The organism is Nocardioides sp. NBC_00163 (assembly GCF_045206295.1).
GTDB lineage: Bacteria > Actinomycetota > Actinomycetes > Propionibacteriales > Nocardioidaceae > Nocardioides.
This window is the reverse complement of record NZ_CP108155.1, coordinates 2,674,998-2,697,658: the sequence shown is the minus strand read 5'-3', so window position 1 is coordinate 2,697,658 and position 22,661 is coordinate 2,674,998. Positions and strand designations below refer to the sequence as shown.

Here is a 22,661-nt window from a genome sequence, read left to right as displayed (position 1 = left end):
GCGTCAGGACCGCGCGATGGAGGTGGCGAGGGAGGCGAGGTGGCCGAGGCGGGCGAGCTCGGAGTCGAGGAAGTCGGGGCCGCCGCGGCGGCCGATGATGACGATCTCGTTGCCGTCGATGCGGGCGCCGGCGAACATGTTCTCGTCCTCACCCTCGACCTCGATCCGCTCGGGGCGGTCGAGCTCGATGAAGGGGACGTTCTCGGGTGAGCCGTCGGTGGCGCGGCTGATGCCCTTGACGCGGTGGACGCGGATGGCCCAGTCGGCACGGAAGGTCAGCGGCAGCACGTCCACGAGCCGGTCGAGCGCCTCGAGGGCGTTCTCGGTGAGGTCCTCGACGGCCTCGAGGTCGAGGAAGAGGTTGCCGCCGGCGGCGTAGCGGGAGATCCAGACGACGTGCACGCCGTCGAGCTCGTTGCACGCCGACACGATGGAGTCCGGCATCGTTCCCGGTTGGGTCTCGAGGAGCACATCGTCGACAGCTCTCCCGTCGACTTTGTTCTTCTCGACGATCTCGATCGCCTCGATATCGCCACCGGCTTCACCGATGGCGGAGGCGAGGCGACCGAGGGAACCCGGGATATCAGGCAGCTCGACGCGTAGCAGGAACGGCATGGCCACGACCCTAGCGTCGCGAACCGACAGCCGTGGCACTGTCCCGGTTACACACCCGTCAACTGGCGAGCTAAACGCCTGCCGGCTCCAGCAGGAAGAGCGGGAAGATCCGGGACGTGTTGGGCTGGTATTCGCCGTACGTCGGCCACGTCTTCACGGCGTAGTCCCACCACTCGCCGCGCTCCGCACCGGAGAGCTCGCGGGCGACGTACGCCTTCTTGGTACCGCCGTCCTGGAGCACCATGTCGGGGTACTTGCGGAAGTTGGCGACCCAGGCGGGGTTCTTGTCGCTGCCACCCAGCGACGCCACCGCGAGGTAGCGGCCGTCGCGCTCGACGCGCATCAGCGGGGTCTTGCGGATCGCGCCGGTCTTCGCCCCGCGGTTGGTGATCAGGATGATCGGCTTGCCATCGCGCTCGAGGACGTTGGCCTCGGCGCCGTCGGAGGCCTCGAACGCGGCAACCTGCTCGCGCACCCAGTCGGCCGTGCTCGGGACATATTCACCTTGCAGTTCGGTCATGCTCACTACAACAGCCGGGGACGCGGGCTATTCCGAGCCCGGATAGCCTCACCCTCATGAGCGCCATCGAAGGAGTCTCCGACACGTTCGACCCGAGCCGCTGGGACGAGGTCCCCGGCTTCGAGGATCTGACCGACCTGACCTATCACCGGGCCAAGGAGCACGGCACCGTACGCATCGCCTTCGACCGCCCCGACGTACTCAACGCCTTCCGCCCGCACACCGTCGACGAGCTCCTCCGCGTGCTGGAGCACGCCCGGATCTCCGCCGACGTCGGCTGCGTCCTCCTCACCGGCAACGGCCCCTCGGTCAAGAACGGCAAGCACTCCTTCTGCACCGGCGGCGACCAGCGCATCCGCGGCAAGGCCGGCTACCAGTACGAGGAGACCGAGGCGTACGCCGCCGGCCGGACCGGCGCGGAGGAGCCCACCCCGATCGACAAGGCCAAGCTCGCCCGGCTCCACATCCTCGAGTGCCAGCGACTGATCCGCTTCATGCCCAAGGTCGTCATCTGCGTCGTCCCCGGCTGGACCGCCGGCGGTGGCCACTCCCTCCACGTGGTGTGCGACCTGACGCTGGCGAGCGCCGAGCACGGGCGCTTCAAGCAGACCGACGCCGACGTTGGGAGCTTCGACGGCGGCTACGGCTCCGCGTACCTTGCCCGCCAGGTCGGCCAGAAGTTTGCCCGCGAGATCTTCTTCCTCGCCGAGGAGTACTCGGCCGAGGACGGCGTACGCATGGGCACCGTCAACCGCGCCGTCCCACACGCCGAGCTCGAGGACGTCGCGCTCGAGTGGGGCCGCAAGATCAACGGCAAGTCGCCCACGGCCCAGCGGATGCTGAAGTACGCCTTCAACCTCCTCGACGACGGCCTCGTCGGCCAGCAGATGTTCGCCGGTGAGACCACCCGCCTGGCGTACATGACCGACGAGGCCCAGGAGGGCCGCGACCAGTTCCTGGAGAAGCGCGAGCCTGACTGGTCGCCCTACCCCTGGTACTACTGATCCCTTGCCGTCGTGGCGAACGAGGAGAGTCCGGCGCCGATGAGCCGGGCAGCTCTTCGGGTGTCCGCCAGGACGGCGGCGCGGGCTCCGGACGGGCCGCCGGCGTTGGACGCCTCGCGCCGGAGGGCGCGCATCGACACCGACCAGATGCCGATGAGCGCACTGGCTGCCGCTTGAGGTTCCGGGTCCAAGGGGTCCAGTCCCGCACGGTGCGCCATGGCTGATGCAGCGACTTGTGCAAGGTGGTCCATGAGGTCACGTTGCGCGGTTCGCAGAGAAGGGGACTCCTCGATCATGTCGAGGAAGCGGGAGACGCGCTGGAAGTCGCTGTCGTCCCCCTCTCGCTGCGCAAACAGGAGTTCGATCTCCTTGCCGATCACCTCGACGATCGCTTCCACCGGGGTCTTCCCCACGCCGTCCGGGCCGAGCGCTTCGCGGATCAGCGCGGCCATCGCGGGTTCGCGGTCGAACACCAGCGACTCCTTGTTCGCGAAGTAGTTGTAGACCGTCTTCTCCGACACGTCGCACGCAGCGGCCACGTCCGCCACCCGCACCTGGTCGAACCCATGCTCCAGGAACAGGGCCGTCGCGGTGTTCGAGATGTGCTGGCGCGTTTCCCGCTTCTTGCGCTCTCGCAGCCCAGTCGGACCCGAAGCCTTTGCGGGTGCGTGCTCAACCATGGTTCAAGCATACAAGCGTCTAGTTGCCGTAAACTTACAGTCGGTGTAAATTTATCGCCAGGGCCGACGCCGTCTGGCCCCGGACGAAGGGACCTGCGCCATGGAATCGATCTACCTCTCCACGCGAGCTCGCGCATTTGCGGCGGTCTCGGCCCTGGGCTGGGTCGGCATGTTCGTCCTGACGGGGGCCGGGCAGACCTATGCGGGCGACCTCTCCGGCGTCGTCTACCACCTGGCTCTTGTGCCACTTGTCGTCGCGCTGCCGGCGCCGGACTGGGCGAAGGCCGCGGGATACGTCTGGATCTTCTGTGACACCGCGCTCAACGTCGCTGGCATCAACGGCCTGGATGACGACATCGTGTGGGCGTTTCGCTTGGGCGTGCACATCGCGGCCGCCGTCTGGATCGTCAACGCTTCTGGTGGGTTGCGACCTGCTGCGCGGGTGACGGGGACCCTGCTCGGCGCCAGCCTTGCCGTTCACGCGGTCACTGCGCCAGTGGTTGGCGAGGCTCCGTTGGCCATCACCGCGTTCCCCCTGATGGTGGTCTGGCTCGGCCTCATCGCGGCTGGTCGAGCGGTTGACTCGTCCGTCGTCCAGACGGAGGCGTCGCGGCGCGTCGAACTGCCCTAGGCGCGTCATCGGCATCACGCAGCCGCCGACGCGTCACACAGGCTGCGTGATGCCGATGGCGGGCGTGTGAGGTGACATGGACTGATGAGCGCGATCAGGACCCGGGCACGTAGATCCCATTACCTCACGCTGGCGGAGCGCGCTTCCTTGGGCCAAGGGGCGCGAGCGGAGCTCCCGCGGTCGGTGCACGGCGAGTGGCAGCCGGCGCCCGACCGGGCCGACCCTGTCGGCCTCCTCGAGGAGCAAGGTGCCAGTCGGGTGCAAGAGCTCGTGCCGCTCCGCTACGGCAGGATGCTGGCGTCCCCGTTCACGTTCTACCGTGGTTCCGCCTACCTGATGGCGGCAGATCTGGCGAGTGCGCCGCGCACGGACCTGAAGGTCCAGCTGTGCGGCGACGCGCACCTGTCGAACTTCGGGTCGTTCGCAGCACCGGACCGGCGCCTGATCTTCGACCTCAACGACTTCGACGAGACCTTGCCGGGCCCTTTCGAGTGGGACGTCAAGCGAATGGTGGCGAGCTTCGCGGTCGCGGGGCGTGATCGTGAGTTCGACGATGCCGAGCGCAGGGCCGTCAACCTGGCCGCCGCATCGTCCTACCGAGAGGCGATGCAGGATCTGGCACAGATGCGCAAGCTCGACGTGTGGTACGCCCGCTTGGACGTGGACGAGCTGGACGCCGTGATGAGCTCGCAGGTCAAGGCCAAGCACCTCAAGCGCTTCCGCAAGAACGTGGCCAAGGCCCAGTCGAAGAACAGCATCAAGGCCTTCTCCAAGCTCGTGGAGATCGTGGATGGACGCCCGCGTCTGATCAACGATCCTCCGACGATCGTGAGGGTCCAGGACCTGATGCCCGACAAGGAGGTCCAGGAGGTCGAAGACACACTCCATGGCCTCCTGCGCACCTACCGCCGGACCCTGCGTGGGGACTATCGGCACCTCCTCGAGGGGTTCCGCTTCACCGACGCCGCACGCAAGGTGGTCGGGGTGGGCAGCGTCGGCACCCGCTCCTGGATCGTGCTGCTGGTCGGCAACGACGACCAGGACCCGCTGTTCCTCCAGGCCAAGGAGGCCCAGGCATCGGTCCTGGAACCCTTCCTCGGCAAGAGCGCGTACACCAGCCACGGTCAGCGGGTCGTCGAGGGGCAGCGACTGATGCAGTCCGCGAGCGACGTGATGCTCGGCTGGGTGAAGGCGAAAGGGTTCGACGGCGTCGAGCGAGACTTCATCGTCCGGCAACTGTGGGACGGCAAGGGTTCGGCGATCGTGGAGGCGATGGACCCCACTTCCATGACCGGCTACGCCCGGATTTGTGGGTCGACGCTGGCAAGGGCTCATGCGCGCTCCGGTGACCCGGTCGCCATCGCGAGCTATCTCGGCTCTGGTGATCGGTTCGATCGGGCGGTCTCGACGTTCGCCGAGGCCTACGCCGACCAGAACGAGCGGGACTACGCAGCGCTGCGTCGTGCGGTCGCCGACGGGCGGATCGTGGCTCAGCGGGGCTGAGGGCCTCATCACCGCCGGACGCGTCGACCGAGCAATCCGGGTTCGGTCGCGAACACCTGGCCCACCAGCGCGGTCGTGAGGAAGCAGAAGGAGGCGACGTAGAGCCAGGTCAGGTAGGTGAAGGCGACGCCGATGGATCCGTACCGGTCGGCGCTTGCCTCGAGCGCCGCGGGGAGCCATGCCTGGGTGGCGGGGCGAACTGTGATCATCAAGAGAGCGAACAGCAGCGCACCCGGCATCAGCATCCGGGCGCGAACGGCGCCGGCGAGCAGCGCCCAGGGGATGAACGCCGCGACCGCGACGTCCCAGGCGAACGAGACCACCCGTGGCCACAGCTCACGAGGGGGGAGAGAGCCGAGAGGCTCGCCGGCCGCACGGACGACGACCAGGGAGAGCGCGAAGACCAGGACGACGGCCAGCCACCGCCAGGCTGACCTCAGTCTGGTCGGTGGGCGCGGAAGGCCCCAGATCGCAGCGAAGGCGCGGGTCAGCGCGCGAGACAGGCTGGTCGCCGAGACGAGCACGAAGATGGTTCCGACGATGCCGAACGCTGCACCACCGCTGTCGACGGCGCCCTCGAGCACCTGCCGGGACTGCTCCGGCATCTCGATCGCGTCGGTGAACCTGTCGCTGTTCGAGCCCAGGGCGGCGATCAGGATGAGTACCGGGAGTACGGAGGTGAAGAACTGGGCCGCGATGGTCATCGACCGGTCGAACACCTCGATCCGGCGGAGCCCCGCGGCCGCCCGCAGGAACATCCGTCCCGGCCGCCTGTCGAGCAGCCATCCCAGGCGCCGCTGCAACCCGAACGGCATACGCCCCAGGGCGGCTTCGGCGCGGGCCCGGGCTGCATCCTCGGCCGGCTCGGCGGCTGGGCCTGTCTGGCTGTCCGAGGACGGAGTTCCGTCGTTCGAGTCCATGCCGATCTCATTCTGGCGTTCCCTCAGGCTGAAGCTCGGCCGGGCCGGGCTGCTCCGGCCCCGGCTCTGTGTCCGGCTTCCCTGAGATCAGGGGCAGGGCCCACCTGCCGCGCGGGTCGGCCTCGACCAAGAGGGCCTTGGTGAGCAGAGTGCACGGGACGGCGAGCAGTGCGCCGACCGGTCCGATCACCCAGGTCCAGAACACCAGCGAGAGGAACGTCAACGTCGGCGAGAGACCGACCGAGTCGCCCACCACACGAGGCTGGATGATGGATTGGATCACGAAGTTGATGACGCAGTAGACGACGATGACGGTGACCATCAGGCCCGGCCCGCCGTCGAGCAGGGCGATGAGGGCCGGCGGGATGACGCCGATGATGAAGCCGACGTTCGGGATGAAGTTGGTGACGAATGCCAGCACGGCCCACACGAAGGCTCCGGGGACGTCCAGCAGGTACAGGGCGACCCCGTCGATGACGGCGACGACCAGCCCGAAGCTTGCCGAGACACCCATGTAGTTGCGGGTGCCGTGGGCGAAGCTGTCCAGTGCGGCGACCGGGTCGGGAAACCGGTCACCCAAGCCCTTCAGGCTACGGCGCGTGGAGTCGGTGTCGAAGGCCATGAACAGCAGCACCGTGATCAGGAAGAACAGATCGGTGACCAGGCCGAGGGTGCCGGAGAGCACCGACATGGCCACGTCGATGATCTGGCCCGGGTCGAACGCGTTCACCACGGCGTCGATCTGCTCCTGCTTGACCCCCGCGTCCCGCAAGGTGTTCCCGGCGTTCGCGACACCGTCCGCGATCTGGTCGGCGTACGTGGGCACCAGGGCGGCCAGCTGGGCGACCGACACCATCAGGGCCAATGCGAAGACCGAGAGCAGGAGGACTGCCGCGGCCAGCATGAGCACTGAGATCGCCCACCCCGGAAGCCGTCCCCGTTCCAGCCACAGGCGGATCGGGTGCAACGTGATCGTGATGACCACAGCCATGAAGACCGGCCCGATGATGTCGGCGACGGACCTCATTCCGGCCAGCGCGATCGTCAGCGCGGCGACACCCAGCAGCAGGGTCCAGGTGAACGATCGGGCCCGAAGCTCGCCCGGGGCGGTGGTGGAGGCGTGCTTCATAGGGATCTCCTGTCCCAGCCGCTCGGATGTGGCGGCTGCGAAACCTGGTTCATTCCACCGCTAGTTCCCGGAGGGCGAATCACATTCATCATGTGAAATGCGTGGCCGCGTTCAGTCGTCGGGGTCGTCGGGGTTCGCCTTGCCCCGCTTCACGGCTCTGAGGAACACCTGCAGCCCCAGACCCAGGATCACCAGGTCGAGCAGCATCTGGGCGGTCACGAACAAGCGGGCGCTCTCGGTCTGGGCCGAGATGTCTCCGAATCCCACCGTCGCGAAGATCGTCACGGTCAGGTACAGCGCGTCGGAACGACTCAGGTTCTCGGTGAACGTCGACGCGTCATCGACGCTGAGGATGTAATAGCTGGCCGCGAAGAGGAGCAGGAAGAGCGGCGTGGCCACCGCGAGAGCCTGGGTCGCCCGAATCGCCGGGTACTTCGCGCGCTCGATCGCGCGGACCTGCCAGGTCACCACCCCGACCAGAACGACCACCCCGACCGAGAGCTCGGCGACGACCGAGACGTCCGAGAGGCTCCCCAGCGGCAGGGTGTAGTAGCCGACGACCATCAGCACCGCGGACGCGAACGCACGCAGCAGCCCGCGTACGAAGAGCCATCGTCGACGGCGGGGGGTCAGGGAGTCCGCGGTCGCCATCCAGTCCGTTTCCTGACGGCTCCGAGGGCGGAGGCAGTGTCGGTGGCCAAGAGAGATCCTCCGATCGATCGGTGACGACTGCTCTCGCGATCAGTCGGGGTGCTCCTGCCCGAGCGCGTCGATGTCATAGCCGAGCGCCATCGCCAGCCGGGGAGCGGCTGCGACCACGCGTGCCGTACCGATGACCGGAAGGACACCGACCAGCACGTCGACGATCTCGGCAGCGCTCGCGCCGGCGTCGACAGCCGCATCTGCGGCGGCACCGTAGGAGGGGACCTCACCCCCGACGCCAACCAGTGCGGCCAGTCGGACCAGGGCCAGAGTTCGGGCATCCAGCACGGGTTCGAGCCACGCTTCGTCGGCCGCGTAGGTGGGGTCTTCGGACCAGTCCGTCTGGTTGATGGCCAAGCGGTGGAGTCGATCGGCGTAGTGCACTCCGGACCGTCCTTCCGGCTCGCTCTGAGTTGACCGCGACCCTTCGATTCGCCGTCCGTACGCCTCATTCACCCCCCATCACGGTTCCGCCCGCATCATGCAGATCTGGTGAAGCGCGCTCGCCGGGGAGACCGAGGCCCCGGTCGACGATGTTCACGTCTTCTGTGTGACGAAGGCGGACCCGTCCCCGCGAATGATGGGCCCCACATCGTTCAGGGGCCGCACCCATCGAAGGAGCCACCATGAAGCTCATCCCCATCGCCGCTCTGACACTGGCGCTGGCCACATCGCTGACCGGGTGCGGCGAGGACCAAGCCGCTGTGTGCAGCTCCGTCGACGACCTCCAGACGTCGGTCGACGAGGTGCGGGACATCGACGTGTCCTCCTCGGGCGCGTTGGGCGACCTGGAGAGCGGACTCACCGCCATCGGGTCGGATCTGTCCGACGTCAAGTCCGACGCGAAGACCGAGTTCTCCAGCCAGATCGACACCGTCCAGGCCAGCTTCGACGCGCTCACCGAGAGCGTCGACGCGGCCAAGGCGAGCGCTTCCGCCGCCACTCTGAGCGCCGCCGCGACCGCGCTCTCCACGTTTGGCAGCGACGTACGGACTCTCATCACGGACGTCCAGGAAACCTGCTGAGCACTCGCCCTGGGCTGGCCAGAGCGTCAGTCTTCACGCATGTTGGGTGAGGACGCGCGGCCGGGCGGGCACCAGACTTCCGAGCATGGCCACATGGATCGCCGTTTCCCTCTACCTGATCGACCTTGCGTTGAAGATCGTCGCGTTGGGCGTGGTGCCCAAGAACCGGCGACCGTCCAGCGGCATGGCCTGGCTGCTCCTGATCCTGGTCCTGCCGCTCTTCGGGTGGGTGATCTTCCTCGTCCTGGGGCGAACCAAGCTCGGGCGCCGTCGCAACGAACAGCAGGCCGAGGTCAACGCGCGCGTGGCGGAGCGAACGGCGCACGTGCCCACGCTCGAGAGCGACTTCCCCGGACCGGCGTACGTACGTTCGGTGGCAACGCTGAGCCGCAACCTGGGCGCGCAGCCGGTGACGCCCGGCAACCGGGTCGACCTCTTCTCGGTCTATACCGAGTCCATCGCGGCGATGACCGCCGAGATCGACAAGGCCACCACCTGGGTGCACGTCGAGTTCTACATCACCGCGTGGGACGACGTGACCGGCCCCTTCTACGAGGCGCTGGCGCGTGCCGTCGATCGCGGGGTGACGGTCCGCCTGCTCTTCGACCACCTCGGATCCAAGGGCATCCCGGGGTACAAGGAGTTCACCGCCCGGCTGGACGCATCCGGCATCGAGTGGCACCCGATGCTGCCGATCGCACCGTTCAAACGCCGGCCGGACCTGCGCAACCACCGCAAGATCCTGGTGATCGACGGGATGGTGGCGTTCGCCGGCTCGCAGAACCTGATCGAGCCCGGATACAACAAGCCCGCGAACCACAAGCTGGGCCGTGAGTGGAAGGAACTGGTGGCCCGCGTCGAAGGACCGGCGGTCAGCGCTCTCAACCTGCTCTTCTGCACCGACTGGTACAGCGAGACGGAGGTCAAGCTGATCGACGAGCTCGGCACGGTACCGACCCCGGCCGGCGAGATCGAGGCGCAGGTGATCCCGAGCGGGCCGGGCTTCTCGACGGAGAACAACCTGCGCGTGTTCACGCTGTTGCTGTACTCGGCACAACGCCGGCTGTCGATCACCAGTCCCTACTTCGTGCCGGACGAGTCGCTGCTGTACGCCATCACCACGGCCGCGCAGCGGGGCGTCGAGGTCGAGCTGTTCGTGAGCGAGGCCGGAGACCAGTTCATGGTCTACCACGCCCAGTGCTCCTACTACGAGGCGCTGCTGCGCGCGGGGGTGCGCATCTACCTGTATCCGGCTCCGGCGATCCTGCACTCGAAGTTCTTCAGCGTCGACGACGATGTCGCGGTTCTGGGATCGAGCAACATGGACATGCGCTCGTTCGGGCTGAACTATGAGGTCTCGTTGATGCTTCTCGGACCCGAGGTCGTCACCGAGATGCGCAAGGTCGAGGACCACTACCGGTCGATCTCCAAGGAGTTGCTCCTCGAGGACTGGCTGACACGTTCCCGCGGCGCGGCGTACTTGGACAACGTGATGAGGCTGACCGCGGCGCTGCAGTAGATCGCTAGTCGGTGTAGGGCACACCCAGGCGGCGCACCGTACGCGACGCCAACCGCCCGAGCAGGGCGCCCACCGCCGCGCCGACGAGAACGTCGCTCGGGTAGTGCACGCCCGTGTACACGCGCGAGAACGCCACGATCGAGGCCGCGGCCCGCAACGGCAGCCGATGCGCCGGCAGCAGGTCGCCGACCGCAACCGCGAAAGCGGCCGCCGACGCGGAGTGGCCCGATGGAAACGACGCCGAGGACGGCATCCGCACCCGGCGCTGCTGCGGGACCCGGAGAGCATCCCAGTCGGGGCGGGCGCGTACGCAGGCGCGTTTCATGGGTTGGTTCACCACCAGGGACGCAGCGCCGACAGCCGCGAGTCCGGTGAGCGCGCCACGTCGCCCCTCGCGCCCGCCGACGAGCGCGAGGAAGCCGGCGAAGAGGAACCACGGCTTGGAGTGGTTCGCGAAGTCGGACATCCACCTCAACGGCGCGTCCAGCAGCGGCGTGGAGAGCCCCGCCAGAGATCGGTACCCGGCACGGTCGTAGCTGCCGAGACGTCGCAGGGCGCAGACCGCCCACACGGGGGTTGTGCCCGCCTCGGCCAGCAGTTCCTCGACCGGCTCTGACGCCGGCGGGACGCTTCAGTCGGGCATGCCACCTGCTCCTGTCACCACTTCAGCTCGACCTCCAGTTCGCGCTCGTCGTCCCCGATCTCGACCTCCAGCTTGAAGTCGACCTCGTCGGGGACGTGCACCTTGAAGCGCAGTCCTTCTCGTTCGAACTCGATCTCGTTGTTGCGGGCGAGCGCGTCGGCCAGGGCATGCAGGCGAGCCGCGGCGTCCTCACGACGCAGCCTCGCCCGTTCCGTGACTTCCATCAGGTCCATGGTGACCTCCTTGTTGTGACGTTGCGGATCTCTGATCTCGGCCGAGCGCGATTCGCGCCAGCTCGACAACCCCGGCCCAGATGCCGTCGGGAAGGGTCGCTGAGGGTGATGCGCCCGGGTGCTTGCGGGCCACGCGAACGCGAAGTACGCCTGGCCGGATGCGGAAGTCCAGAGGCGGGTCCAGGACCAGCGCCTCGCCGTCGACGCCGGCGGCGACAGGCCGCTCGGCATCGACCCTGAACGTCGGCGCCGACCACTCGCGCCACGGCCGCTGCAACGCATGGCCCTCGTCGTCGCGCCACGAGACGGCACCGACGACGGTGATGCCGAGCAGGCCGTCGTCGATGCGCGGACGCGTGCCTGAGCCCACCGCACGGCCGAGTCGGTAGCGGTTGTTCGATACCAGCACCGCGGCGCCTCCACGGTGCTCGTGGCCTCCTGGCCCGCGCCATCGCATGGCGACCTCGTCGCCGGTCGGGCCGAGAACCTCTGGCACGGTGTCGAGCAGGGTGCGGATCTTGGCGTCACGGTAGCCCTCGCGCTGCACGGCCTCGGCGTACAACCCGAGCGAGACGTTGTTGACGAACACGCGGCCGTTGACATCCCCGACGTCCACCCGCCGCTCACCAGCGTCTACGAACGCCTCGAGCGCGCCGACCACATCGTCGCGGTCTACGCCGAGGTCAAGGGCGAAGTGGTTCCGGGTGCCGGCGGGTACGCATGCGTAGGGCAACCCGAACTCTGCGGCGACCGCGGCGACGATGGCCTGCGAGCCGTCCCCGCCCGCCATCGCGAGCCCGTCCGCACCACGCGCGACCGCATCGCGGACGAGCACTTCGAGGTCGTCGCGGGCTCCCAGCTCGATCGGCTCGATGCCACGCGCACGCGCCTCCTTGGCGAGCTCGAAACGCTCCGCCTTCCCGCCGCCGGACCGTAGGTTGAAGAACAACACGGGGCGATGTGGTGCGGGGGCGCCCGGGAGATCCACATGCACGGCAAGCGCGCCGCGCGCCGCCGCCAAGGTCACCAACAGCCCCGCCACCACCAGTAGATCGACGAGCGGAGCTCCGCCCACCACGATGATGCCCAGCGCAAGGGCGATGGCGAGAACGGCGACAGTCAGTCCCACCACCCGCGCCGCCCGACTCCGGAGAATGCCGTACCAGGCGCTCACGCCGGCAACCAATACGCAGCCGAGCAGGCCGACGCCGCGCGGGAACTCGCCCACCGCCACCACGACAGCGAGCACGATTGTGGCCGCCCCAACCACCAGTGCGGTGGCCGCCAACAACCGTCTCGAGATTGCACGCCCAGTCACAACCCACCCTCCGACCGCTGCAGCGTTGGCACCATCGCAACGTACCCATCGATATGGGGACCGGCGTCACCCAGAACGCGTGAATCGCGGGGCGGAGTCCACCTGGATCGGGCGAGGATCGCTGTAGCCCGCGCAGCGAGGCTGATCAGGGGCTCGACGGCGCATAGGCCCACACCCTGCACATCACTCTGGCGTACGAGGAGAGGTTCCATGGATTCCCCAGATCGACCCGCCCTGGTCACCGACGCCTACCTGTACGGCTTCCCGTTGGTCTTCAACCTCGACCAGGTGAACCGCTACGTCACCGAGGGGGTGGGTGCGAACCCAGCCGCTCCGTTCAACTCCTTCAGCCATGCCCGCAAGCTGGCCGGCCCGCAGGACACCTTCGTCACGATCAACAACGACACGGTCTACTCGATGGCGCAGCTCGACCTCAGCGTCGGACCGGTCAAGCTGCATGTGCCCGACACCGCGGGTCGCTACTACGTGCTGCAGTTCGTTGATGCCTGGACCAACAACTTCGCCTACGTCGGCCACCGTGCCACCGGGACCGCGGAGGGCGACTTCCTCCTCGTCCCGCCCGGATGGGACGGTCCCGCGCAAGACGGGCACACGCTGATCCGGTTCCCCACCACGGTCGCTTCTATCGTCGGGCGCTGGTCGGTCGCGGGCGACGACGACCTCCCGGCAGTGCACGCTCTGCAGGACGCCACGACTCTCGTCCCGGTACACACCGACGCGGAGGCGACCGGACTCGTAACGCCCGACCCGGCTGTTCCCGATGGAGTGATGTTCCTGGAGAAGCTGCGCGTGTGGTCGCAGCAGTTCCCGCCGGCGGACCGTGACAAGCAGCTTCAGGAGAGCCTTGCCCCGCTCGGTACGACCGAGCCTGGTGCCTCGCCGTACCCGGCCCTCGAGGCGGAGGAGCAAGCCGCCCTCGCGGCGGGGCTCGAGGAGGCGAAGGTCACCCTGCACCATGCACTGGTCTCGGGCCACAGTCCCGAGGTCAACGGCTGGAAGCTGACCTTCCACGCCTTCGACTACAACCTCGACTTCTTCGGGTCGGAGCACTCGACGACGACCGGTTCAAGATCGCCGACCCGAAACTGCGCATCGTCGAGCGAGCCGCAGCAGCGATCGGTGGGCTCTGGGGCAACCACCCCTACGAAGCGGCCTACATCATGACCTACCTCGACGACCACGGCGAGCAGCTCAACGGCGCGAACACCTACACCCTGCGGTTGCACCCGACCCCATGTACGAACCCGACGCCGCGATCCTCGACAGACCTATGGGTTCCCCGCCATCAAGCGGACCTGACCCCCACGCCGCCGAGCACACCCCCGGGGGTGTTCACACCGTACGGACCATGGGGGCCGCGCGCAGGTGCCGACCGTCCTGAACGGCGTCCAGGAGCGCCTCGGCCAGATCGCCGGTCGTCACGTGGCTTCGTGGACCCATCCTGAGGGTTCCCACCTCGGTCCGACCGGTCCTGTCCCCGGCACGGACGATCGGGGTTCGCACCATCGTCCAGTCGAGGTCGTCGCACGCCTGCAGCATGAGTCCAAGACGCCGCTGGCTCCGCACGTGGCTCGGGCTGCGCAGGCGTACGATCGTGTCGATGAAGATCGCGCCGGCGTTGCGTGGGTCTCCGGGGAAAGGGATGTTGAAGCCTTCCATGAAGACGATCCGCGTGATCCCCTCGTCACGCATGGCGGCGAGCACGTTACGGGCGCCGAGGTCGATCGAATCGTTGTCGCCCCACCCGCCGAGGGTCGACACGACGGCGTCGCAGCCGGCCACCGTGCGGGCAACCGCCTCCGGGTCGAGTACGTCGCCCGCCACGACGTCGACGCCCGCAGGAACGTCTCGGTTCGAGGACCTCATCAGCGCCCGGACGTCGTGTCCGCGCTCGGCAGCCAGTGCGAGCGCCGGGGCGCCGACGAACCCGCTGCCACCGAACATCGCGAGCTTCATGACGGCACCCCCGGGGCGAAGGTCGCGAGGAGGTCCTCGAGAGCCCGCTGGTCGGGCATGGCGAAGGACGGCGCCTGGGGCGCTTGTCTGATCGTGTCGAACATGATGTCCGTGTGCTCCAGCACAGGAGGCTTGTGAATGTCCATGATGTCGACGCTAGGCACCACCCTGACCACGCGATATACCAGCAATCTGGCATTCAGCTGACCCCTTGCGGGGAGTAGTTTCGATCAGGTGAACCAGCGCACCCGTCAGCGGTCGCAGGACAAGATCGAGCGCCTGAGCAGGCAGGGGCTCGATCTGGTGGCGCTGTGGCGAGAGTGCCGCGAGCCGATCGCCGACGTGATCCCGCACTACTGGGCGCCGTGCTTCTACACGCTGGATCCCGCGTCGCTGTTGATCACCAGCCACTTCGACGAGCTGCTGCCGGTGCTCCCGGCCGACTTCCTCGACAACGAGTACCGCGCCGATGGCGTACACAAGCTCAGCGATGTCGCGAAGTCGGACCAAGGCGTCTCGACGCTCTACGAGATCACCGATGGCGACCCGTCGTCGACGTCGCGGTGGAAGTCGAACATGGAGCTCGGCGGCGACCAGGAGATCATCGTCTCGTTGCGGACCCGCGCCGGCGTCGTCTGGGGTTCGCTGGCGCTGTACCGCGAACCTGACCGACCGACGTTCGGCGCCGCCGACAAGGCGTTCCTCAAGGCGATTGCGCCCAGCCTGGCGGAGGCGGCGCGCAACGCGCTCCTGCTGGGCGAGGCAGCCGACCCCGACTCCACCGGGGCTCCGGGCCTGGTCGTGCTGAACTCGTCGCTCGGTGTCGACTCGGCCACCGAAGGGGTCGAGCGATGGCTCGCGGACCTCCCTCGCCCCGCCCCGGGGGCCGTGCCGGTCGCGGTCGCCGCCGTCGCGGCGCGGGCATTGCGCTCGGTCGACTCACCGGGAGAGTCGGGTGAGGTGGCGACCTCGCGCGTCCTCAGCGATTCGGGCACCTGGATCGTGCTGCATGGCGCCGTACTCGCGACGCGACCGGACCCACAGGTGGCCGTCATCGTCGAGCCCGCTCACCCCGCGCGGATCGCGACACTCCTGATGTCTGCGTACGGGATGACGGACCGCGAGAAGGAGCTCACCCAGCTGGTGCTGAAGGGACTTTCGACGGTCGAGATCGCCCAGGCGCTGGTCATCTCGCCGCACACGGTCCAGCAGCACCTCAAGCACGTCTTCGAGAAGACAGGCGTACGCAGCCGCCGCGACCTGGTCGCCAAGGTGTTCTTCAGCCACTACGAGGGCCGGCTGCGTGACAACGAGCATCGCGCCGCGACCCAGCTCCCGCTGCGCGGCGGTCCGATGCCGGGACCCGTCGACGATCCGGTGACGCGCGCAGGGGCCGGCCCCGACCGCTCGCGTACGCCTTCAACCGATCCTTAGGGAAGCGCCCGCCGGATCTCTCCTATGAGGGTTGGGTATGGGTCGGTGAGCGGCACCCGCTGAGAGCGGATCTCTTCCTGGATCCGACGCAGTGGCTCGCCCGCGACGTAGTGTCGTCCGCGTCGCTCGCCCCGTGCCTCGAGCAATCCGGCCTCTGCGGCGTTGACCAGGTCGCGAGTGGCGGTCCGCTCGTCCAGTTCAGTGAGCTTCACATAGGACGGCCTCGTGACGCGGAGACCGATGAGGGCGTCGAAGAGGGCTGCGCCGATGCGATCGTTGAGCTTGGAATCGGCGAGGAATTCGTCGAGCTTGCGCCATTGGGCCTCGGCTTCGTAGAACCGCCGCCGCATGGTCTGGGCCTGCATGTGGTGAGCGCGGAGGTTGAACTTCACCCACAGGGTCGCGTCGCTGCTGGGGTTCCAGGAGCCGCGTCCGGTGGCTGCGAGAACGTCGTAGTAGTCCTGGGTGTTGTGGCCGAGCCACTCCTCGATGCTGGAGAAGGTCGGTTCCACCACCTGGTCCTGTGCCAGAACCATCGTCTGCAGCGCTCGGGCCATCCGCCCGTTGCCGTCCTTGAACGGGTGGATCATCACCAGGTTGAGGTGCGCCATGGCCCCACGCACCAGCGGGTCGTCCAGGGTCGGAGCCGCGAGTGACTGCGAGAGCTCGCGCATCAGTCCAGGGACCATGTCGCCGTGGGGTCCTTCGTACACGTTGACTCCGCGTCTGTCGTCGCGGACGAAGATCTCCTTCGTGCGATAGCGGCCGGGTGCCTTGGACAGGTCGTGGTCGAGCAGCATGAAGTGCATCGACCGAAGGACCGCCTCGTCGATGACGAAGCCGGCCTCGGTCGCCACGTTGAGGACGTACGTGAGGACTCGCCGGTAGGCGAGGATCTCCAGCCAGGTCGCCTCGTCCGCGCTGAGTGGGGGCTCATCGTCGACGGCAGCGACCGCGTCCTCTTCGCTGACCGTATAGCCCTCAATGGTGTTGGAGCCCTGGATGGCGCGCGCGGTCGAGGCCCGACGCAGGACGCCGTTCCAGCGCTTGGGTGCGCGGAGGAAGGCCGCGAGTGAGGCGCGGGTGTCGTGGATCTCGGTGATGACCCGCTGGTCCTCGAGATCTGGGTCTGGGGTGGTGAAAAGTTCCGTCATGTCCGTATGTCCTTTAATAAGTGCCAAGGATACGGGTGACGCTGTCGCTTTGTCACTTATTAAGAGACAAAGCGACACCCTGACTGATTCGGTCTCGAGCCGGTCAACGAGGCAGCGCGGCGAGCTTGCTCAGCTCCCGCTGATAGGCGCGGTAGGTCTCTCGCAGGTCCGCTGCCGGCCAGTCCGCCGGGCGGAGCTCGACGGGGAGGAGCGGGTCGTCGCTGAGGTGGCGCACGATCGCGGCGGCCGTGGCGAGACGGAGCGCGGGCTGGGGCGTGGATGAGAGCAGCTCGAGCAGACGCTCGCCTTCGCGTGCCCAGCCGGCGAGATCCCACAACGAGGCGGCGAGCTCGGCTGGATCCTGCTCGGGTGTCGCCGTGAAGGCCTGGAGCACCGGGTCCGAGAAGCGCGGACGCTGAAGGTTGGCCGGCCGGGTCCAGACCCCTTCGCGAAGCTCGGCCATCCGGTGCGCCTTGAGCGCATCGCGCAGCACGGCGCGCTCGGGGCCGGGGCGGCCGGCGGTGACGACGACGGCCATCTCCCAAGAGCCGTCCCACGGCTTGTCCGCCGTGTGCACCGCTTCGTCCTGATGAGCCTGGCGCTGGACGAGCCGCTCGCCGAGCCGGTAGCCGGCCGCCGTCCTGCGCAGGTCGCCGTCGCTGACGGCGCGGGTGGCCGCGACCCGCACGGTCGCCGGTGCGATGCCGAAGAACTGGCCGGCGCGGGCGAGGTCGGCGGGGGTCAGCGGGTTCGGGTGCGCGCCGAGCATCAGGCTCAGGATGGTGGAGCGGGCGGAGAGAGGAGCCAGTTCATCGCGCACGGTAGCCACGCGGCCATCCTCTCATGCAACACATGTCGACACGGTTGTGTCTGATTATGTAACATCGTGATGGATCACCCTCCACCAGCAAGGGGAAGCGCATGACGAGCACGCACGAGGCCCACTCCACCCATGTGGTCAGCAACCAGGTCCCGCCGTTGGTGGGTCACAACACGGCCGGTGACCCGGTCCTGCGAGAGGGTCTCGAGCGCGAGGGCGCCGCGTGGGCCCTCCCGGAGATCGACGAGCTGGGCCGCCTCGCCGGCACTGCCGAGGCGCAGGACTGGGGCCGCCTCGCCGAGCGGGTGCCGCCGCGTCTGCACACCCATGATCGCTACGGCCACCGCGTCGACGAGGTCGAGTACGTCCCGGCGTACCACCAGCTGATGGGCGTCGCGGTCGAGAACGGTCTGCATGCTGCCCCCTGGGCCGACGGCCGGCCCGGTGCCCACGTCGCCCGGGCCGCGAAGTTCTACGCCTGGAACGTCGACGCCGGTCACGGTTGCCCGATCTCGATGACCTACGCGGTGGTGCCGGCGCTGCGGACCACCCCGGAGCTCGCTGCCCGGTTCGAGCCGCTGCTGACCAGTCGGGAGTACGACTTCGGGCTGCGCGATCCCGAGACCAAGCGCGGTCTGATCGCCGGGATGTCGATGACCGAGAAGCAGGGCGGCTCCGACGTACGCGCGAACACGACGACCGCGACCGAGCAGCCCGACGGCACCTACGTCCTGCGCGGGCACAAGTGGTTCACCAGTGCCCCGATGAGCGACCTGTTCCTCACCCTCGCCCAGACGCCCGCCGGCGTCTCCTGCTTCCTCGTCCCGCGCGTACTGCCCGGTGGCGAGCGCAACGCGATGCGCTTCATGCGGCTCAAGGACAAGCTCGGCAACCGGTCGAACGCCTCCTCCGAGATCGAGTACGACGCCGCGACCGGCTGGCTCGTGGGCGAGGAGGGTCGTGGGGTGCGGACCATCGTCGAGATGGTCAACATGACGCGCCTCGACTGCGTGATCGGCTCCTCGGCCGGCATGCGCACCGCGCTGAGCATGGCAGCACACCACGCCCGGCATCGCTCGGCCTTCGGCAAGCCGCTGATCGAGCAGCCGGCGATGCGCAACGTACTGGCTGACCTGCAGGTCGAGTCCGAGGCCGCGACGACGGCGATGCTGCGGCTGGCAGGCGCCAACGACCGGGCGATCCGCGGGGACGAGGGCGAGGCCGCGCTGCGCCGGATCGCGCTGGCGGTCACGAAGTACTACGTGTGCAAGCGGGCGCCGTTCATGGTCAACGAGGCCCTGGAGTGCCTGGGCGGCAACGGCTACATCGAGGACTTCGACGTCGCACGCATCTACCGCGAGATGCCGCTCCTCTCGATCTGGGAGGGATCGGGCAACGTCGCGGCGCTCGACGCCCTGCGAGCGCTGGCGAAGGAGCCGCACACCCTGGACGCGTTCGTGGCCGAGGCGGAGCTCGCCTCCGGTGCCGACGCCCGCTACGACGCCGCGCTGGACCGGTTGAAGAAGGAGTTCACCTCCTTCGACGACCTCGAGTTCCGCGCCCGGCGGATCGTCGAGCAGATGGCCCTGGTCTTCCAGGGGTCGCAGCTCGTCCGTAACGCACCGGCTCCGGTCGCTGACGCGTTCTGCTCCTCGCGCCTCGGGCGCGACTGGGGTGGCGCGTTCGGCACCCTGTCGCCACGCGGCGACGTGACCGGGATCCTCGAGCGCGCGCTGCCGGCATGACGGTCGAGGTCGCCAAGGACGGTCCGATCACCACGGTCCGGATCAACCGCCCAGAGGTACGCAACGCCGTCGACCGGGCGACGGCGGATGCCCTCGTCGCCGCCTTCGAGGAGTTCGACGCCGATCCCGATGCCGCCGTCGCGGTGCTGCACGGCGAAGGCGGCAACTTCTGCGCCGGCGCCGACCTGAAGGCGGTCGCCGGTGGCGACCCCAACCGGTTCGAGCCCGACGGGGACGGACCGATGGGGCCCACGCGGATGCGGCTGGGCAAGCCGGTCATCGCCGCCGTCGCCGGCCATGCTGTCGCTGGCGGCCTGGAGCTCGCGATCTGGGCCGACCTGCGGGTCATGGAGGAGGACGCGGTCTTCGGCGTCTTCTGCCGGCGCTGGGGCGTACCTCTGATCGACGGTGGCACGGTCCGGCTGCCTCGGCTGATCGGCGCGAGCAACGCCATGGACCTGATCCTCACCGGCCGTCCCGTCGGGGCGGAGGAGGCCCTGCGGATGGGGTTGGCCAACCGCGTCGTCCCACCCGGTCAGGCCCTCGCGGCCGCGCAGGACCTGGCCCGCCAGGTCGCCGCCTTCCCGCAGACCTGCATGCGCCACGACCGGCTCTCCATGCTGGAGCAGGAGGGTCTCAGCGAGCAGGACGCCCTGGCCGTGGAGTACCGCCATGGCGTCGTCTCCGTCACCACCGACACCGTCGCGGGCGCGACCCGGTTCGCCGATGGAGCCGGACGTCACGGCTCCTTCGGGACCGATTGACAGACGTACTGGCCCATCAGCACCTGGATCAGCCGGCGACCGACGGACATGGCGTGGGTGCGGTCGGAGCCGGCGAGGCCGAGGAGCGGGTCCAGGCCGCGTACGTGAGGGCCGAGGGCGATGTGCGGAAGCAGCATGATGATGGCGGCTACGAGGGCATCGCGGTCGGTGTCCTCGCGGAGTGCGCCGATGGCGATCCCGAGGTCGATCATGCCGCCGATGACCTCGAGGTAGTCGACATAGACGGCCTCGCGGACGGCGGCGAGCGCGTTGGGGTTGTGCTCGAGGTTGGCCGAGACCAGCATCTGCCGGTGGCGTGGGTGGTCGTAGAAGTAGTCGATCCACGCGTCCATGAGCATGTTGACCGAGCCGAAGTAGTCGGTCATCCACGGGAAGTCGGCGCTGGCGGCCTCCATCGCCGCCCGGATGTCATGGCTGGCGCGGGCGATCAGGTGGACGAAGAGGTCGGACTTGTCGGGGAAGTACTGGAACAGGCTGCCCTTGGAGATCCCGGCCTCGCGGCAGATCGTGTTGAGGCTGGCGGCGTTGTAGCCCCGGACCCCGAACTCTTCCTCCGCAGCCCGGCGCACGGCATCGCGCTTGGCCTCCGGGAGACGCTCCCAGGTCGGCGTAGGCAATGGCGACACCCGTCTCTCATGGCTGGACGCTCGCATCGTAGCGTGCCGCCGACATGGTCCTTGACCGTCCAGCGGCTGCGCCCCTAATCTGTGACCGGTGGTCACATGACCACCGGTCACGTTCGGGCGGAGGCGCAGTGTTCACCACTGGCAACGACATCCTGGAGCGCCGATCCCAGGCGGTTGCCGAGTCGGTCGCGGCTCGCTTCGTGCCGACGTCCTACTCGCAGGTGGACCGGATGGGCGGCACCGTGGTCCGGCTGGTCCTGCCGCCCTACCTTGTCGAGTTCGACCTGGACTGGATGGACAACGTGGTCGAGGTCTTCGTCCAGCCCCTACAGCCAGACCGGCCCGTGTCGAACAGGGCCCGGCGGCGGCTGGTGGCGATGCTCCCCGCGTATGACCGGGCGTTGTTCGAGAGCGAGACCAGGCGAGCGGTCGGGCGCGGTGGTCTGCGTGGCATGGCCGCCCAGATCGACGCCGCCGCCCGTGCGTTCGAGCAGTTCTCCGACGACACCCCGGCCCGCCGAGAAGTCGGTTTCTGACGCCGAGGGGTCAGCCGAGGGGGAGCGGGGAGCTCTCCTTGGTGTTGCCGAAGGCGAAGGTGGTCTCGATCGAGGCGAGCGCCGGCATGGTGCGCAGGTTGTCGCGCAGGAACCTCTCGTAGGTCTCGAACGACGGCGTGACGACCTTCAGCAGGTAGTCGTGGTCGCCGGCCAGGACGTACGCCTCGGTGACCTCGGGGATGTCGCGGAGGTGCTCCTCGACGGTCTCGACCGCGGCGGTCGTGTGGGTGGCCATCTTGATGCGTACGAACGCGGTGATGTTCATGCCGACCGTGTGCGGGTCGACGACGGCGCGGTAGCCGCTGATCACGCCGGCCTCCTCCAGGGCTCGTACGCGGCGCAGACATGGCGAGGGGGAGAGGCCGACGCGGTCGGCGAGCTCCTGGTTGGTCAGGCGGCCGTTCTGCTGCAGCTCCCTGCTGGCCCCGCTGCTGCCGAGCACGTTCAGGGCCGTACGCCGCGAGCGGCCGTACGTCCTCGCGCTGCTGCTCGTGGGTGGGCTCCCGCACTTCCTCGTGTTCGCGTTCGGCGCCCAGCTGACCAGTGCCGCGCTCACCGGGATGCTGGTCCCGGGCACGGTGCCGCTCTTCGTCACGCTGCTCGCGCTGGCGCGGGGCCGGGCTTCGATGTCGCCGCGGCGGGTGGTCGCGCTGGGACTCATCACCGCAGGTGTGGCAGTGAGTGGGCTCCTGGTCGGCGGCGGCGCCTCACTTGTCGGGGTCGGGCTGCTGCTCGTCGGAGGGTTCGCCTGGGCGGTGTTCACGACGGGCCTGCAGCGTACGAGCCTGACGCTCCTGCAGATGGTGTTGACCGTCTGCACCGTCTCGAGCCTGACCGCGCTCGTCCTGACCTCGTTCGGCGCGATGCCGTCGCACCTGCTCGCCGGCACCGCCGAGCTCGACGACGTGCTGCTCCTCACCCTGCTCCAGGGCATCGGGACCGGTCTGATGTCGACGCTCTGCTACGCCTTCTCCGTCAAGGCGCTCGGTAGCGGCCGGGCCTCCGTGGGCGGCGCGGTGAGCCCGGTGCTGACCGCCGTTGTCGCGGTCCCGATCTTCGGTGAGCGCATCGGTGTCGGCCTCGCCGTCGCGCTGGCCCTCATCGTGGCCGGCGTGGCCATG

26 protein-coding genes and 1 pseudogene are annotated in these 22,661 nt (G+C 68.5%); 11 read left to right on the top strand and 16 right to left on the bottom strand.

Annotated features, from left to right (window positions below):
- Positions 1-3: 3 nt before the first annotated feature.
- On the bottom strand, positions 4-606 hold the full coding sequence (locus OG801_RS13010) for an amino acid-binding protein (RefSeq protein WP_406029240.1): 603 nt from the start codon (positions 604-606) through the stop codon (positions 4-6).
- Between the two features lie 79 nt (positions 607-685).
- On the bottom strand, positions 686-1,135 hold the full coding sequence (locus tag OG801_RS13005; protein ID WP_406036016.1) for a nitroreductase family deazaflavin-dependent oxidoreductase: 450 nt from the start codon (positions 1,133-1,135) through the stop codon (positions 686-688).
- Between the two features lie 56 nt (positions 1,136-1,191).
- Here OG801_RS13005 and OG801_RS13000 point away from each other — a divergent pair, with 56 nt between their 5' ends.
- Positions 1,192-2,139 (top strand): 1,4-dihydroxy-2-naphthoyl-CoA synthase, encoded by a 948-nt coding sequence (locus OG801_RS13000; protein WP_406026195.1) that lies wholly within the window; start codon positions 1,192-1,194, stop codon positions 2,137-2,139.
- Here OG801_RS13000 and OG801_RS12995 read toward each other — a convergent pair.
- Complete coding sequence (locus tag OG801_RS12995) at positions 2,133-2,819, bottom strand: TetR/AcrR family transcriptional regulator (RefSeq protein WP_406036015.1); 687 nt, start codon at positions 2,817-2,819, stop codon at positions 2,133-2,135. The two genes, OG801_RS13000 and OG801_RS12995, sit on opposite strands and share 7 nt — an antisense overlap.
- 100 nt (positions 2,820-2,919) lie before the next feature.
- On the opposite strand from OG801_RS12995, the gene OG801_RS12990 reads away from it, so the two are divergent.
- A complete protein-coding gene (locus OG801_RS12990) occupies positions 2,920-3,450 on the top strand; it encodes a hypothetical protein (protein ID WP_355017540.1) in 531 nt (176 codons plus the stop codon).
- A gap of 258 nt (positions 3,451-3,708) precedes the next feature.
- Positions 3,709-4,953 carry a DUF2252 domain-containing protein gene (locus OG801_RS12985; protein WP_406036014.1) on the top strand — a complete coding sequence of 415 codons (1,245 nt, stop codon included), beginning with the start codon at positions 3,709-3,711 and terminating at the stop codon, positions 4,951-4,953.
- 8 nt (positions 4,954-4,961) lie between these two features.
- Here OG801_RS12985 and OG801_RS12980 read toward each other — a convergent pair whose 3' ends face one another.
- The 4 genes from OG801_RS12980 to OG801_RS12965 form a co-directional block, all read right to left on the bottom strand.
- Positions 4,962-5,873 (bottom strand): YhjD/YihY/BrkB family envelope integrity protein, encoded by a 912-nt coding sequence (locus OG801_RS12980; RefSeq protein ID WP_406036013.1) that lies wholly within the window; start codon positions 5,871-5,873, stop codon positions 4,962-4,964.
- Positions 5,874-5,880: 7 nt separating this feature from the next.
- On the bottom strand, positions 5,881-7,002 hold the full coding sequence (locus tag OG801_RS12975; RefSeq protein ID WP_406036012.1) for an AI-2E family transporter: 1,122 nt from the start codon (positions 7,000-7,002) through the stop codon (positions 5,881-5,883).
- Between the two features lie 111 nt (positions 7,003-7,113).
- Positions 7,114-7,653, bottom strand: coding sequence for a potassium channel family protein (locus tag OG801_RS12970; RefSeq protein ID WP_406036011.1), 540 nt, complete (start codon positions 7,651-7,653; stop codon positions 7,114-7,116).
- A gap of 90 nt (positions 7,654-7,743) precedes the next feature.
- Complete coding sequence (locus OG801_RS12965) at positions 7,744-8,061, bottom strand: carboxymuconolactone decarboxylase family protein (protein ID WP_406036010.1); 318 nt, start codon at positions 8,059-8,061, stop codon at positions 7,744-7,746.
- A gap of 269 nt (positions 8,062-8,330) precedes the next feature.
- Between OG801_RS12965 and OG801_RS12960 the strand changes: the two genes are divergently transcribed.
- A complete protein-coding gene (locus OG801_RS12960; protein WP_355017545.1) occupies positions 8,331-8,729 on the top strand; it encodes a hypothetical protein in 399 nt (132 codons plus the stop codon).
- 85 nt (positions 8,730-8,814) lie between these two features.
- Positions 8,815-10,248 carry a cardiolipin synthase gene (gene cls / locus OG801_RS12955; protein WP_355017546.1) on the top strand — a complete coding sequence of 478 codons (1,434 nt, stop codon included), beginning with the start codon at positions 8,815-8,817 and terminating at the stop codon, positions 10,246-10,248.
- A gap of 4 nt (positions 10,249-10,252) precedes the next feature.
- On the opposite strand, the gene OG801_RS12950 is transcribed toward cls, so the two are convergent.
- From OG801_RS12950 to OG801_RS12940, 3 genes are all read right to left on the bottom strand, one after another.
- Entirely contained in the window at positions 10,253-10,714 is a 462-nt protein-coding gene (locus tag OG801_RS12950; RefSeq protein ID WP_406036009.1) for a phosphatase PAP2 family protein, read from the bottom strand.
- 191 nt (positions 10,715-10,905) lie between these two features.
- On the bottom strand, positions 10,906-11,115 hold the full coding sequence (locus OG801_RS12945; protein WP_406036008.1) for an amphi-Trp domain-containing protein: 210 nt from the start codon (positions 11,113-11,115) through the stop codon (positions 10,906-10,908).
- Complete coding sequence (locus OG801_RS12940) at positions 11,081-12,373, bottom strand: diacylglycerol/lipid kinase family protein (protein ID WP_406036007.1); 1,293 nt, start codon at positions 12,371-12,373, stop codon at positions 11,081-11,083. The genes OG801_RS12945 and OG801_RS12940 overlap by 35 nt, the downstream gene beginning before the upstream one ends.
- 279 nt (positions 12,374-12,652) lie before the next feature.
- Between OG801_RS12940 and OG801_RS12935 the strand changes: the two genes are divergently transcribed.
- Positions 12,653-13,627: a DUF1254 domain-containing protein gene (locus OG801_RS12935; RefSeq protein WP_406036006.1), complete on the top strand. Its 975-nt coding sequence runs from the start codon at positions 12,653-12,655 to the stop codon at positions 13,625-13,627.
- Between the two features lie 168 nt (positions 13,628-13,795).
- Here the strand turns inward: OG801_RS12935 and OG801_RS12930 are convergent, their stop codons facing one another.
- Both OG801_RS12930 and OG801_RS12925 read right to left on the bottom strand, forming a co-directional pair.
- Complete coding sequence (locus OG801_RS12930; RefSeq protein WP_355017551.1) at positions 13,796-14,419, bottom strand: NAD(P)H-binding protein; 624 nt, start codon at positions 14,417-14,419, stop codon at positions 13,796-13,798.
- A complete protein-coding gene (locus OG801_RS12925; RefSeq protein WP_355017552.1) occupies positions 14,416-14,565 on the bottom strand; it encodes a hypothetical protein in 150 nt (49 codons plus the stop codon). The genes OG801_RS12930 and OG801_RS12925 overlap by 4 nt, the downstream gene beginning before the upstream one ends.
- Before the next feature lie 88 nt (positions 14,566-14,653).
- Between OG801_RS12925 and OG801_RS12920 the strand changes: the two genes are divergently transcribed.
- Positions 14,654-15,853 carry a LuxR C-terminal-related transcriptional regulator gene (locus OG801_RS12920; protein WP_355017553.1) on the top strand — a complete coding sequence of 400 codons (1,200 nt, stop codon included), beginning with the start codon at positions 14,654-14,656 and terminating at the stop codon, positions 15,851-15,853.
- On the opposite strand, the gene OG801_RS12915 is transcribed toward OG801_RS12920, so the two are convergent.
- Positions 15,850-17,007, bottom strand: a complete 1,158-nt coding sequence (locus tag OG801_RS12915; protein ID WP_406036005.1) for a Fic family protein — start codon at positions 17,005-17,007, stop codon at positions 15,850-15,852. The two genes, OG801_RS12920 and OG801_RS12915, sit on opposite strands and share 4 nt — an antisense overlap.
- A 103-nt stretch (positions 17,008-17,110) precedes the next feature.
- Positions 17,111-17,836: a PaaX domain-containing protein, C- domain protein gene (locus OG801_RS12910; protein WP_406036004.1), complete on the bottom strand. Its 726-nt coding sequence runs from the start codon at positions 17,834-17,836 to the stop codon at positions 17,111-17,113.
- 92 nt (positions 17,837-17,928) lie between these two features.
- Between OG801_RS12910 and OG801_RS12905 the strand changes: the two genes are divergently transcribed.
- Positions 17,929-19,572: an acyl-CoA dehydrogenase family protein gene (locus OG801_RS12905; protein ID WP_406036003.1), complete on the top strand. Its 1,644-nt coding sequence runs from the start codon at positions 17,929-17,931 to the stop codon at positions 19,570-19,572.
- Positions 19,569-20,336 (top strand): crotonase/enoyl-CoA hydratase family protein, encoded by a 768-nt coding sequence (locus OG801_RS12900; protein WP_406036002.1) that lies wholly within the window; start codon positions 19,569-19,571, stop codon positions 20,334-20,336. The genes OG801_RS12905 and OG801_RS12900 overlap by 4 nt, the downstream gene beginning before the upstream one ends.
- On the opposite strand, the gene OG801_RS12895 is transcribed toward OG801_RS12900, so the two are convergent.
- Complete coding sequence (locus OG801_RS12895; RefSeq protein ID WP_406036001.1) at positions 20,312-20,983, bottom strand: TetR/AcrR family transcriptional regulator; 672 nt, start codon at positions 20,981-20,983, stop codon at positions 20,312-20,314. The two genes, OG801_RS12900 and OG801_RS12895, sit on opposite strands and share 25 nt — an antisense overlap.
- 128 nt (positions 20,984-21,111) lie before the next feature.
- Here OG801_RS12895 and OG801_RS12890 point away from each other — a divergent pair, with 128 nt between their 5' ends.
- Complete coding sequence (locus OG801_RS12890; protein ID WP_406036000.1) at positions 21,112-21,519, top strand: hypothetical protein; 408 nt, start codon at positions 21,112-21,114, stop codon at positions 21,517-21,519.
- A gap of 10 nt (positions 21,520-21,529) precedes the next feature.
- On the opposite strand, the gene OG801_RS12885 is transcribed toward OG801_RS12890, so the two are convergent.
- A complete protein-coding gene (locus tag OG801_RS12885) occupies positions 21,530-21,982 on the bottom strand; it encodes an Lrp/AsnC family transcriptional regulator (RefSeq protein ID WP_406035999.1) in 453 nt (150 codons plus the stop codon).
- 118 nt (positions 21,983-22,100) lie between these two features.
- On the opposite strand from OG801_RS12885, the pseudogene OG801_RS12880 reads away from it, so the two are divergent.
- Positions 22,101-22,607, top strand: a pseudogene (locus OG801_RS12880) (EamA family transporter); the annotation flags it as partial.
- Positions 22,608-22,661: the final 54 nt, after the last annotated feature.